9 protein-coding genes are annotated in these 12,720 nt (G+C 48.9%); 4 read left to right on the forward strand and 5 right to left on the reverse strand.

Features of this window, described 5'->3' with window-relative positions:
• The first annotated feature begins 212 nt into the window (after positions 1–212).
• From JF818_RS14245 to JF818_RS14255, 3 genes are read left to right on the forward strand one after another with little or no spacing between them, the layout of a single operon-like run.
• Positions 213–722: a helix-turn-helix transcriptional regulator gene (locus JF818_RS14245; RefSeq protein WP_198892641.1), complete on the forward strand. Its 510-nt coding sequence runs from the start codon at positions 213–215 to the stop codon at positions 720–722.
• Positions 719–2,485: a sensor histidine kinase gene (locus JF818_RS14250; protein WP_198892642.1), complete on the forward strand. Its 1,767-nt coding sequence runs from the start codon at positions 719–721 to the stop codon at positions 2,483–2,485. Before JF818_RS14245 ends, JF818_RS14250 begins: the two co-directional genes overlap by 4 nt.
• Positions 2,482–3,432, forward strand: coding sequence for a substrate-binding domain-containing protein (locus tag JF818_RS14255; RefSeq protein WP_198892643.1), 951 nt, complete (start codon positions 2,482–2,484; stop codon positions 3,430–3,432). Before JF818_RS14250 ends, JF818_RS14255 begins: the two co-directional genes overlap by 4 nt.
• A gap of 51 nt (positions 3,433–3,483) precedes the next feature.
• Here JF818_RS14255 and mglC read toward each other — a convergent pair whose 3' ends face one another.
• The 4 genes from mglC to JF818_RS14275 form a co-directional block, all read right to left on the reverse strand.
• Positions 3,484–4,509 carry a galactose/methyl galactoside ABC transporter permease MglC gene (mglC, locus tag JF818_RS14260; RefSeq protein WP_198892644.1) on the reverse strand — a complete coding sequence of 342 codons (1,026 nt, stop codon included), beginning with the start codon at positions 4,507–4,509 and terminating at the stop codon, positions 3,484–3,486.
• 13 nt (positions 4,510–4,522) lie between these two features.
• Entirely contained in the window at positions 4,523–6,031 is a 1,509-nt protein-coding gene (locus JF818_RS14265; RefSeq protein WP_198892645.1) for a sugar ABC transporter ATP-binding protein, read from the reverse strand.
• A gap of 101 nt (positions 6,032–6,132) precedes the next feature.
• Positions 6,133–7,146 (reverse strand): galactose ABC transporter substrate-binding protein, encoded by a 1,014-nt coding sequence (locus tag JF818_RS14270; RefSeq protein ID WP_198892646.1) that lies wholly within the window; start codon positions 7,144–7,146, stop codon positions 6,133–6,135.
• A gap of 177 nt (positions 7,147–7,323) precedes the next feature.
• Entirely contained in the window at positions 7,324–8,241 is a 918-nt protein-coding gene (locus JF818_RS14275) for a pectinesterase family protein (RefSeq protein ID WP_198892647.1), read from the reverse strand.
• Between the two features lie 146 nt (positions 8,242–8,387).
• Between JF818_RS14275 and JF818_RS14280 the strand changes: the two genes are divergently transcribed.
• A complete protein-coding gene (locus JF818_RS14280) occupies positions 8,388–8,873 on the forward strand; it encodes a PEGA domain-containing protein (RefSeq protein WP_198892648.1) in 486 nt (161 codons plus the stop codon).
• Positions 8,874–9,007: 134 nt separating this feature from the next.
• On the opposite strand, the gene nifJ is transcribed toward JF818_RS14280, so the two are convergent.
• A complete protein-coding gene (gene nifJ / locus JF818_RS14285) occupies positions 9,008–12,544 on the reverse strand; it encodes a pyruvate:ferredoxin (flavodoxin) oxidoreductase (RefSeq protein ID WP_198892649.1) in 3,537 nt (1,178 codons plus the stop codon).
• Between the last annotated feature and the right edge of the window lie 176 nt (positions 12,545–12,720).

Genomic DNA, 12,720 nt, shown 5'->3' on the forward strand with positions numbered 1-12,720 from the left:
TCGTGTTACCCTGAGCAGTCTCTCTTGTTTATCAGCGATCTGGAAAGTGAGTCCCCTGAAGAGCAACCCGGAGTCCTCCAGGAACTGCAAGCCAATGTAGTACTTTCTGTAAAACAGGAAATGACCAACAGGTAAGTGAAGCAGTCTCCTTTCTGTTTGGAGAGGCCCTCGCTTCCCTCAGTCTTATCCAGATTCAGGAACTCGTCCTCTCCTTGGCCGTCTCGCTCCAGGATCTGGCTCATAGTTATGGACATACCATCTTCACCTTCTCAGAGGAAGAAGGAAGGAACCTCTTTGCAGAGCTTGCCTCGCTTACCACCCTGGGAAAAGCACGCCGTTGGTTCACCCATCTCTGTCTGGAAATCCGGGAGAAGATAGCCGGGCAAAGAGAGAACTCACACATCCAGTTCATAGGGAAGGCAAAATCCCTCATAACCAAACACTTCACTGAGTCTGGCTTCGGCCTTGAGGAAATCTGTGAGATGATCGGGGTCAGTCCATCCTACTTCAGTTCCACCTTCAAGAAAGAAGTTGGATTGAGCTTCGTACAATACCTGACTGCAATGCGTATGGACCGTGCAAAAGAGTTGTTGCTCAAGACTGAAGGAAAAACCTATGAAATTGCCCAGGCAGTCGGGTTCTCCGAACCCAACTACTTCAGCTTTAGTTTCAAGCGACATGTTGGGGTGTCTCCCAGCCAGTACAGACAGGCTAACCGATGAAAAGAGAGAGGCAACCGTACTCCATCATGACTCTCCTGACCTTTGCTATTGCGGTAGTCTCCATCTCCTTCACGCTCCTGATCTCTGCAATCCTCTACAGCCAGTTCTCATCCCAGATCAGGGAGAATGCAACCGTCTCAACAAGAGAGATTGTTCGGCAGGTAAATGCCAATCTGAGTTACTACACCAATGACATTCTCACCATCGCCACCTATGCCCGCGATCTTGCAAAACAGACCAATAGACTTCCCAGGGAAGAGATTGAAAATCGCCTACGGTCCATCGTTGACAGCCGCCAGGATATTGTCTGCCTTGTCCTCTTTGACCTTGAAGGGGAGACTCTGCTCTCCACCAGCGATGCCCCGCGCCGGCCAACAGAGGAGATCATTGGCCAGCCTTGGTTTACAAGGGCGATCGGAGGAGAAGGAAACTTCTACTTCACCGGCCCTCATGTACAACAGCTGTTCACCTCCAGTTATCCATGGGTCATCACCTATAGCCAACAGATCAGCTACACCAACAAACAGGGAGAGCTCAGCCAAGGGCTGCTCCTTATTGATATGAATTTCTGGGCGGTAAGTGAGCTTTGCCAGAGTGCAAAACTCGGGTCCACCGGGTATGTCTACTTCATAGACAATAATGGGAAAATCGTGTACCACCCCTTCCAACAATTGATCAACTCAGACCTGTTCAACGAAGACCTGGAGTCAGTCCAGGAACACATATTCGGAACCTTCACCAATACATTTGAAGGAAGGGAACGCCTGGTCATCATAGATACCGTGAACAACGCCCGATGGAGAATAGTCGGGGTAGCATACATGGATGAATTGATGGCAGGGCTCGACCAGTACACCACCGTTATGTTCATCATCCTTGCCTTCTGTATCATCACCACCATCCTCATCGCCCGTACTGCTTCTGCCTATATCAGCCGACCGATCAAGGAACTGGAAAGGTTGATGAACAGTGTGGAACGTGGTGACTTCTCCTCTCCACCAACCGTTGGAGGAAACCAGGAGGTTGCAGCGCTCAGCCAGACATTTGCCGTGATGGTGCAACGTATCAGGCAACTGATGGATGATATCGTCAAGAGCCAGGAGATGAAACGCAAGTTCGAGCTTGATGCCCTCCAGGCAAAGATCAATCCACACTTCCTTTACAATACCCTGGACTCAGTGGTCTGGATGGCTGAACAAAATGATACAAATGGTGTCATTACCATGGTGACTGCACTGGCAAGACTCTTCAGGATTTCGATCAGCAAGGGCAGGGATATCATTACCCTTGGGGAGGAGTTGGAGCATGTGAGAAACTATCTCATCATCCAGCAGATCCGTTACCGAGACAAATTCCAGTTCTCCATCGATATGGAACCAGGTGTCGAGAACCTCCCTACCATCAAGTTGATCATCCAGCCAATCGTGGAGAATGCCATCTATCATGGCATCAAGTACCTGCAGGAAATGGGATATGTCGATATCAAGGTGTTCAAGAAGAAACCAGGAGCTGTAATCATCGAGATCAGGGACAACGGAGTTGGTATGGATGAGCAGAGGCTCAATACCATACTCAGCATGTCCAGTCCCTCTCAGAAGAATGGTGCCGGAATTGGGGTAAGGAATGTGCATCAGAGAATCCAACTGTACTATGGGTCGGACTATGGTCTGGAGATATCCAGCGAACTGGATGAGGGAACACTGGTAAGGCTGGTCATCCCTGAACAGGATCCCATACAACCAATCAAGGTGGTACATCGATGAAACGAACTATCCTTCTCCTGTTGATTCCCTTGCTCCTACTCTCTGGCTGTTCCAGAAAGCAGCAGGATCCCGATACGCCTTACCGTATAGCTGTGATTACCATGATGCAGGGAGGAGAATTCTGGGGGGCGCTGAAGAATGGGGCACGTAGTGCAAGACTGGCAACAGGGGCGGTCCTGGAGTTCTTTGCCCCGGTCAATGAATCAGATTACGCTGGCCAGGTAGCCTTCGTAGAGGAAGCAATCGAACAAGGATTCGATGCAATCATCCTCTCCCCGAGCCATCATACACAACTGGAGCAAGTGGTGAGCAAAGCTCGATCCGCCGGTATCAAGGTGGTACTGGCAGACACCGGGCTCTTACAGGTAGACCCGGATTTCCTCATCACCGCTGATTACCAATTGATCGGAGAGCAAGTTGCTGAACACGCCTTCAGCCACTTCGGTGAGGAAGAACCCATCAATGCCCTGATCATCGGCTCCTTGCCGAATACCACCAACATGAGAGATCTTATCGGTTCCCTTGAGTCAACGTTCCAGCAAAGGGAAAATGCACACATCAACACGATTGCTTACAGCTTCTCTTCAGAGATATTGGCACGCGATACTGCTGCAAATGCAATCGAAGCTGATCCCTCGATCAACCTGGTATTTGCCTTGGAGGAGTATACCGCTCACGGTGTTGCTGCGGCCCTTTCTCCAAAGCATGAGATTCACTTCATTGCCTTTGGTAATACCCAGCATGAGATACAACTTCTTGAGGCTGAGGTAATCGATGCCTTGGTTGTCGTAAACTCATTCAACCTGGGGTATCGCAGTGTCCTCTCAGCAGTAGAACTCTTGGAGGGCAAAAAGCCAGCCCATAAACTGGTGGACTTTGCACTCGTGACCAAGGAGTCCATGTTCAGCGAAGAGCACCAGCACCTACTCTTCCAGACATTCCAATAAAAAAATAAGAGGCAGGTGTTACCCTGCCTCAGATGCGTAGAATACTTTCGACTATTTCTTCTGTACGTACTTCCTGATATCAAAGGAAACCGCCGATACAATGATGATTCCCTTGATGATATTCTGCCAGTAGGGGTTCACCCCAACAAACGTCAGACCATAGTTGATGAAACTGAAGATAATGACACCGGCAATAACGCCACTGACTGTTCCTACTCCTCCAGTTGTCGATACACCACCAACAACACAACTTGCAATGGCATCAAGCTCATAGCCATTTCCGTAGTTGTTGGTTGCTCCTCCGGTTCTTGCAGCTTCAAGTACACCTGAGAGAGAGATCAGGAAACCACAGACACCGAACAACCCAACCAAGGTCTTGGTGATGTTGATACCGGAAACCGCAGCAGCCTCCGGATTTCCACCTACTGCATACACATTCTTTCCAAAGACTGTCTTGTTGAGTATGAACCAGACGATAATCGACACAATGGCGGCGAATATGACAATCACTGGTATGAACCCGATGGACCCAGACCCAAGATAGGTGAAATCAGGGCGAAGTCCGCCGATGGGCTGGCTGTTGTTCGGTGGCATATTGAAATAGATTGAGTTGACTCCGTAGATGATCAACATCGACGAGAGCGTGGCAATGAAGGCCGGTACCTTGAACTTTGCCACAATCATTCCGTTCATCATACCAAAGAGAGTACCTACAATAACTGCCAACAGAATGGGAAGGAGCAAGGGGACCTGACCCAAGTCAGGATAGAAACGCCTGACGTAATCAGAGGTTTGGAGCATGGAGGCAGAGATTACCGCTGCCATACCAACCATACGCCCTCCGCCAAGGTCAACGCCACCGGTGAGGATTACGAACATCATACCGAGGGCCATGATGATCTTGGTCGAGCTCATCATCAGGATATCCCTGAGTACCTGTACTCTCAGAATACGGGGATTGATGATGGCGATCACAATAACCAACATAAGCAGGACGAGGAAGATTGCCTTGTCCATCACAAACTCTTTCAAACTCTTTTTACCAAAGAGGAAACTACCTATCGCTTGCGTACGCATTTGCTTCACCCTCCTACCCGACATACTTTGTCGCCAGTTCCATTACCTGTTCCTGGTTTGTCTCTTTACTGTTCACCGTACCGGCGACACGCCCCTCACTCATAACCACGACCCTATCGGTCATACCCAAGAGCTCAGGCATCTCACTGCTGATCATGATCACACCCTTGCCCTGTGCTGCCAGCTCTCGCATGATGACATAAATCTCATACTTGGCGCCCACATCGATACCCCTGGTTGGCTCATCCAAGATGAGAATATCTGGTACGGTGAGCAACCAACGGGCGAAGAGCACCTTCTGCTGGTTTCCTCCGCTCAGGCTCTTTATCAAAGTTCTAGCTGAGGGAGTCTTTATATCGAGATCCTTGATGCTTTTCTTTGTATCTGCAGCCATTTTAGCCGAGCTGAGCAATCCGCTCTTGTCCCGATATGCCCTGATATTTGCTATCACCAGGTTGTCCTGGACAGACAGGACAGGGAAAATACCGGTAGCTCGCCTCTCTTCGGTCAACAAGGCCATACCATACTTCTTGGCATCATAGGAATTGTTGATCGTTACTTCCTTTCCCCTCACGTACAGAGACCCTTCATTATGGAGCCTTAGTCCAAAGACTGCCTCCATCACCTCGGTTCTCTGGGCACCAACAAGGCCCCCGAGTCCCAAGATTTCTCCCTCATGCAGTGTCAGGGATACCTGCTTGAAACTCCTCGGATTTGGGGAGGTATAGTTATCAACGCGGAGCAACTCCTTACCAATCTTGCTTTCTCCGGACGGGAACCGATGAGTAAGATCACGGCCCACCATCCTTTTGATGATGGTTGCCGTGGTAAGTTCACCTGCTTCCCAGGTTCCTACATAGTGCCCGTCACGCATGATGGTCACTTCATCAGAGATCTTGAGGATCTCCTCCATCTTATGGGAAATATAGATGATGGCAACTCCACGCTGACGAAGAGAACGTATGATGGCAAACAGATGTTCCACCTCATTCTCCGTCAACGATGAGCTTGGCTCATCCATGATGATAATTTTCGAATCATAGGAGACTGCCTTTGCTATCTCAACACTTTGTGCCTTGGAGACACTCAAGGTCCGTAGTAAGTCAGTCGGTGTTATGCTGCTAAGATTCAGATCTTTCAGCAATTGATCGGTCCTTTCAAACATGGTCTGGTGGTCAACCACAGGACTCTTGGATCCCCCAATTCTCGGGAACCTTCCCAACCAGATATTCTCCATCACAGAGCGGTAGGGGATGAGATGAAGTTCCTGGTGGATCATGGAAATACCCAAGGAAAGTGCTTCCTTTACGTTGTTGATTGCAACCGGCTCTCCGTTGAAGCGAATTTCTCCCTCATCCATGGAGTAAAGCCCAAAGAGGCACTTCATCAACGTGGATTTTCCTGCTCCGTTCTCGCCCATCAGAGCGTGTACCGTCCCAGGCTTTACCTTCAGGGTGACATCGTCCAGAGCCTTGACTCCAGGAAACGATTTGGAGACATGGTTCATTTCTAGTACATACATGACTTCCCTCGCCTCCCCGATTTGGATCGGGGGTGTAGTTTTCTTGAAAAAACCCTCCGAGTGACGTTGCAACCCGGAGGGTATGTACTACATCTCAGCACTTACTTGAACTGCTGATAATTCTCCTTGGTAACCATCTGGTAAGGAACCCATACATACTTGCCATCGGTAATGGTGTAACCAATGGAAGCATCGGTGGGGGTATTACCCTTTGCAAGTTCATAGGAAAGAGCAAAGGTTGCACGACCCTGGTTGACTGCATCATTGAGTACGGTACCGAGCAGGGTGCCTTCCTCGAGTGCCTGCAATGCAGGAGCCGTTGCATCAACACCAACGACGGGCATGAACTTGCCATCCTTGAAGTAACCGGCAGCCTTGAGGGCTTCGATTGCACCAAGGGCCATGTCGTCATTGTTTGCAAACACTGCTTCAATTGCATCACCCTGGCTGGCGATAAAAGCAGCCATCTTTTCCTGACCCTTTACACGGTCCCACATGCCGGTATCTTCAGCAAGTTTCTCAACCTTGATACCTGCATCCTGCAATGCCTTGATCGAATATTCGGTTCTCAGCTCTGCATCCTGGTGTCCGGGTTCGCCTTTCAGCATTACATACTGCAGGACTCCGTCGCCATTCTTGTCCATCTTGGGGTTGGCTTTCCAGTAATCAACAACCAACTGACCACTCATGGTACCGGACTCTTCTGCACGGGCTCCCACGTAGTAAATCTTGTCCCATTTAGCCATATCTTCAGCCAAAGGCTCGCGGTTGAAGAATACTACAGGGATGTCAGCCTTCTTGGCCTTGTCGATGATGACTCCAGCAGCGGTGCGGTCAACAGGGTTGATCTGCATTGCATCCATACCTTTGGTGATGAACAGGTCGACTTTCTCATTCTGAGTAGCCTGGATGTTCATGGAGTCAACAACCTCGACCTTTGCATCAGTCTCTGCTGCTGCAGCGACGATTGCGTTACGAACACCGGTCATGAAGGTGTCGTCAAACTTGTAGATTGCACATCCGATTTCAATGGCTCCAGCCTCTGCCTGTCCTTGGGCAAAAACGGGAGTAACCAGAGCGAGTGCCAAGCACATGATAGCCGTAAACTTTTTCATAGAACCCTCCTAGTGGATTTTCTCTGTATCCAGTTTCACACGGCCTTTGGGAGTCGTACATGCAAATTTTTTTGGTTAATCTTGGTTTTTTTTGGATATCAGCAAAAATTTCTTATATACAAGAGTTTTCTATGCCTTCACAAGAGAGAAATACACAATTTCTCAAATAACAAAGACTTATACTAGTGATTCAATTGCCTTGACCAAGGAGACAGCTTCACTTTTACCAAGATTGTCACGCTCAGTAGAGGATCCAGGTCCAGTACAAGCAGACTCATAGAACCGTGATTGCTCTGGTGTGAAGATCACTTCCCCACCCTCTGGAGGGAAAGCATGCATCTCAGTCCAGCCTGAGTCATGGATGTGTTTATCCAGATAGCACTCTACCAAAAGCGTGAAGGATTCTATCGTAGGATCGGCCTTTGGATGCCAGGGCCTACCAAGATACACTGAATAATCTGGGACTCCTTCTTTCCTGAGGAACCGGCATCGGTGGAAACAGAAGCCCAATTGGTCACCAGGGGTTGAGGGAGCGGTAACATACCCCTGTCCATTGGAGAGAATTGTACAATCGCTAAAAAGAGCAAGGCCACCCCCAAAGATGAAATCGATGTTTCCTTCAATCTGGCATTGGTTGAGTAGGTGCGTACCCTCATCGAGCAGCAATGTATCCTGGTATCCGAAGAAAGCACAATCCTCCAAGATGGTGGAATCAGCACTATCGGTGGTTCTGAAGGCAACAGCCTGCAATCCCTTCACCTTTCCTGGGTCCTGCTCCACAAGATAGCGAAAGGAAGGATAATCGAAATCATTGGCAAACGTCAGATGTTCCGCCCTGAAATTCGCTTCCTTTACCGTGCAGGTTGCAGAGGCAAAGGTTCCCATCATATCTGTCCGTGCAGCATCGCTGAAACTAATCCGTGTCTTATCACGTCCAGCGCCAACAAGGGTGACGTTCTCGCGGTCAATGACCACTTTCTCACGGTAGATTCCTTTCTCAAGGGTGATAATGAGTGGTTTCCCATCTTCAGGAAATCGCGCAAGCGCTTCATTGATGCTGTCTTCTGGGGTAAGGGTAATCCGGTATGCTTCCATAACTGTATCATAAGACAATCCGTTTGGAGATTTAAGGCTCAAGTTACTCTTTTTCCTCCCATTCTTGGAGAATATCGAAAAACGAGTCTGTTAGATATCCTTGTTTGATAACAGAACCATTAGAAGTTTCTGTAAAGGAAGGTCTCATGAAAAAAATTACACTCGCAATGTCCATCGTCGTTTTTTTGGCTCTACTCACCAGTTGCGCTACTGTTGTCAGCGATAGCAAATATCCTGTCACTATCTCAAGTGAACCACAGAATGCCAAAATCACAATAACTGACAAGTCCAACCGGGTTGTATTTGTAGGAAATACTCCAGCCAATGTTACGCTTGAAGCAGGGGATGGTTTCTTTTCCAAAGCTACATACACAATCAAATTTGAAAAGGATGGGTATGAACCCTCTATCTATACTCTAACGAGTTCTATTGATGGTTGGTATTGGGGAAATCTTTTAATAGGCGGTGTCCTTGGAATGGTTATCATCGATCCTATGACAGGTGCTATGTGGCAGTTGGATCCCAACATATCTATTGAACTCGTACAAACGCAATCAAATTTGTCACTCTCTGTAATGGATATCAATGATATTCCTCAAGAGTGGAAAGATTCACTTATTAGAATCAGCTAATACATTCTTTATTTGCCAATTCTATTTCAGGGTTTAGATTTTTACATAGCAGTTATAAATCATTGAAGCAAATATTTCTACCAAGAAGAGGGCTGCCTTTCGGCAGCCCTCGTTAATAGTTGTATCAATGATACTTACATCAACGGACCAAGTTTCTCAAGGAAGCTCATGCGCTTCTTTGCATCTTCCTCGGCCTTGGCGAAGAGTGCCTCAGCATTCTCAGGATTGGTCTTGTACAACGAAGTGTAGCGAACCTCACCCTTGATGAACTCCTGGTAGGAACCAGTAGCTGCCTTGGTATCCCAGCTGAATCTCTTGCCTTCCTCGAGTGCGGGGTTGAAGCGGTAAAGCGGCCAGTAGCCAGCTTCCACTGCCTTCTTCTCCTCAACCTGGCTGAAACGCATGTTCATGCCGTGGTTGATACACGGGGAGTAACAGAAGATGATCGAAGGACCTTTCCAAGCAACTGCTTCCTGCAAAGCCTTCTGGGCATGCAAGCGGTTGGAACCAAGAGCGATGGATGCAACATAAGCATGTCCGTAGGTCATGCACATGAAGCCCATGTTCTTCTTGCCAATCTCCTTACCAGCGTTTGCGAACTTCGCAACAGCTGCAATCGGAGTTGCCTTGGAAGCCTGTCCACCGGTGTTGGAGTATACCTCGGTATCGAGTACCAGGATGTTGACGTTTCTGCCGGAGGCAACAACGTGGTCAACACCACCGTAACCGATATCATAGGCCCATCCATCTCCACCTATGATGAAGACAACCTTGTCAGCGAAGTAGTCCTTCAACTCGTCAATCTTGGCGAGTACGGCCTTCTCCTCATCACTCTTTGCAGCAGCGATTGCTTCAGGAAGTGCTGCCTTAACAGCCTTCTGTGCATCGTTTGCGGCATCGGATGACTCATCCCAAAGCTCAAGGGACTTCTCGATGGCACTCTTGAGCGCATCGGTGGTTCCCATTGCAAGGAGCTGGTCGATGTAGATCTTCAGCTGCTCGCGGTTGGAATCGACAGCAAGGCGCATACCCAGACCATACTCTGCATTGTCCTCGAAGAGGCTATTGCCCCAGGAAGGACCCTGGCCGTCACTCTGGCGGACAGTGTAGGGAGTGGTTGGGAAGGTACCACTGTAGATGGAAGAACAACCAGTTGCATTTGCAACAATCATGCGATCGCCGCAAATCTGGGAGACCATCTTGACGTAAGGAGTCTCACCACATCCGGCACAAGCACCACTGAACTCGAAGAGTGGCTGCTTGAACTGCAGACCCTTGACCGTGGTTTCCTTGGTACCATCAAGCACATCGTAGGGAAGATCTTCGAAGAACTCTGCATTTGCAATCTCACCAGCTTCACGCTCGGTTGCGATTGGACTGAATACAAGGGACTTCTCCTTACTCGGGCAGGTCTCAATACAGACACCACAACCCTGACAATCTTCGGTGTACACCTGAATCTTGAACTGGAGATCCTTCTCGTTCTTGGTGTTGGACTTCAGCGTCTTGAAGGTTTCTGGAGCACCCTCGAGATGCTTGGGTTCAATCTGCTTTGCCCTGATTGCTGCGTGTGGGCAGGACTGTACACACTGGTTACACTGAATACAATTCTCAGCAATCCAGTGGGGAACGAAGGGAGCAACACCACGCTTCTCGAACTTTGCAGTAGCGGTAGGCAAGCTTCCATCGAAAGACATCTTGGAAACAGGAATATCATTGCCCTTGAGGTGCATGATGGGTTCCATGATGTCCTTTGCGAAGTCGTCAGCATCCTCAGGGATCAAGCGAGCAGGATCATAGCTCTTGGTGATCTTCTCAGGAATAGCAACCTCATGAAGAGCCTCACTGGCACCATCAACTGCTGCCCAGTTCTTCTTAACGATATCTTCGCCCTTCTTAAGGAAGGTCTTCTTGATGTACTGCTTGACCAGATCGATGGCTTCAGTCTCAGGAAGAACCTGACTGATCTTGAAGAATGCAGCCTGCATAACGGTATTGATACGGGTACCAAGACCTGCTTTCTCTGCAATCTCAAGTGCATTGATGTTGTAGAAACGGATCTTCTTCTCGATGATCTGTTCCTGCATTTCGCGAGTCAAGTGCTCAAAAATCTCATCAGATGGGATCTGGCTATTGAGCAAGAACACACCACCCTTCTTGAGAGGAGTAAGCATATCATAGCGACCGATGTAGGCAGGGTTGTGACATGCGACAAAGTCAGCATGGTCGATCAACCACGGCATGGTCAGCTGGCCCTTACCAAAGCGAAGGTGGCTGACGGTGATACCGCCGCTCTTCTTCGAATCGTAAGAGAAGTATGCCTGAGCATTAAGATCGGTGTTGTCACCAATGATCTTGATCGAGTTCTTGTTTGCACCAACGGTACCGTCAGAGCCAAGACCCCAGAACATGCAGGAAACCACACCCTCAGGAGAAACGTCAATCATATCCTGTACAGGAATAGATCTCTTGGTTACATCGTCATTGATACCAACGGTGAAGTTGTGGAAGGCCTTGCCTGCAAGGTGATCAAAGACAGCCTTTGCGTGGGAAGGAGTGAAGTCCTTGCTGGAAAGACCGTATCGGCCACCGTATACCTTGATATCGCTCTTATCCATCTGGCTGAGAGCAGTGATGATATCCTGGTAGAGGGGCTCACCGAGGGAGCCAGGCTCCTTGGTGCGATCAAGAACTGCAATACGCTTCACAGAAGAGGGAAGAGCTTCCAGGAAGTGCTTTGCACTGAACGGGCGATAGAGGCGAACCTTGAGAACACCGGTCTTGCCACCCTTCTTGTTGATGTAATCGCTGGCCCACTCCATGGTATCGGCACCGGAACCCATGATAACCACTACATCAGTTGCATCTTCTGCACCAACATAGTCGAAGAGGTGGTATGCCCTACCGGTAAGCTTCTCGACTTCATCCATGTACTTCTGGACCATCTCTGGCAGTACATCGTAGTACTTGTTGACCGTCTCACGACCCTGGAAGTAGACGTCTTCGTTCTGTGCTGCAACCTTCAGCCTTGGCTGTTCCGGGCGCATTGCTCTTTCACGGAAGCGGCGAATGTACTCTTCCTTGATCAACGGCTTGATGTCTTCATAAGAAATTTCCTCGACCTTCTGCAACTCGTGTGAAGTTCTGAAACCATCAAAGAAGCTGAGGAAGGGAACCTGGGACTCAAGTGTAGCCAAGTGTGCGACCAAGGCCATGTCCATGGTCTCCTGTACATTGTTTGCACAGGTCATGGCAAAGCCGGTATTGCGGCAGGACATGACGTCGGAGTGGTCACCAAAGATTGAGAGAGACTGTGCAGCAAGAGATCTTGCAGACACGTGGAAGACGGTTGGTGTCATCTCACCAGCGATCTTGTGCATATTCGGGATCATCAGAAGCAATCCCTGGCTTGCAGTAAACGTGGTGGTCAAAGCACCAGCAGCGAGAGCACCATGAACGGCACCAGCCGCACCAGCCTCAGACTGCATCTCCATGATTTCTACCGTCTTTCCCCAAAGGTTCTTACGCCCGGTACTGGACCAAGAATCCGCGAACTCTCCCATCGGGGAGGACGGGGTGATCGGATAGATTGCGGCTACTTCACTGAAGGCATAGGCAATATGCGCGGCAGCGGTGTTTCCGTCAATAGTAACCCTTTTTTTGTTACCCATTTTGACACTCCATAATAACAGTATTTGATGTAACCCTGAGTGGGCTACCCTTTGCGCGAACAAAAAAAAATCCAACCAGATTTTTTCAGATTCCAATCTTAAACCAATAAGGAATCGTTTGCAACCTTATCCAGATTGATTTCCATTTTTACTCTCATTGGGAAGGGATAATGCTG

It is taken from the genome of Sphaerochaeta sp. S2 (assembly GCF_016406725.1).
Taxonomy (GTDB): domain Bacteria; phylum Spirochaetota; class Spirochaetia; order Sphaerochaetales; family Sphaerochaetaceae; genus Sphaerochaeta.

What these genes read in the sequence shown, in the direction of transcription:
- JF818_RS14250 (WP_198892642.1), top strand. Translation starts at nt 719, where the DNA reads ATGAAAAGAGAGAGGCAACCGTACTCCATCATGACTCTCCTGACCTTT.
- JF818_RS14255 (WP_198892643.1), top strand. Translation starts at nt 2,482, where the DNA reads ATGAAACGAACTATCCTTCTCCTGTTGATTCCCTTGCTCCTACTCTCT.
- mglC (WP_198892644.1), bottom strand. Translation starts at nt 4,509, where the DNA reads ATGCGTACGCAAGCGATAGGTAGTTTCCTCTTTGGTAAAAAGAGTTTG.
- JF818_RS14265 (WP_198892645.1), bottom strand. Translation starts at nt 6,031, where the DNA reads ATGTATGTACTAGAAATGAACCATGTCTCCAAATCGTTTCCTGGAGTC.
- JF818_RS14270 (WP_198892646.1), bottom strand. Translation starts at nt 7,146, where the DNA reads ATGAAAAAGTTTACGGCTATCATGTGCTTGGCACTCGCTCTGGTTACT.
- JF818_RS14275 (WP_198892647.1), bottom strand. Translation starts at nt 8,241, where the DNA reads ATGGAAGCATACCGGATTACCCTTACCCCAGAAGACAGCATCAATGAA.
- JF818_RS14280 (WP_198892648.1), top strand. Translation starts at nt 8,388, where the DNA reads ATGAAAAAAATTACACTCGCAATGTCCATCGTCGTTTTTTTGGCTCTA.
- nifJ (WP_198892649.1), bottom strand. Translation starts at nt 12,544, where the DNA reads ATGGGTAACAAAAAAAGGGTTACTATTGACGGAAACACCGCTGCCGCG.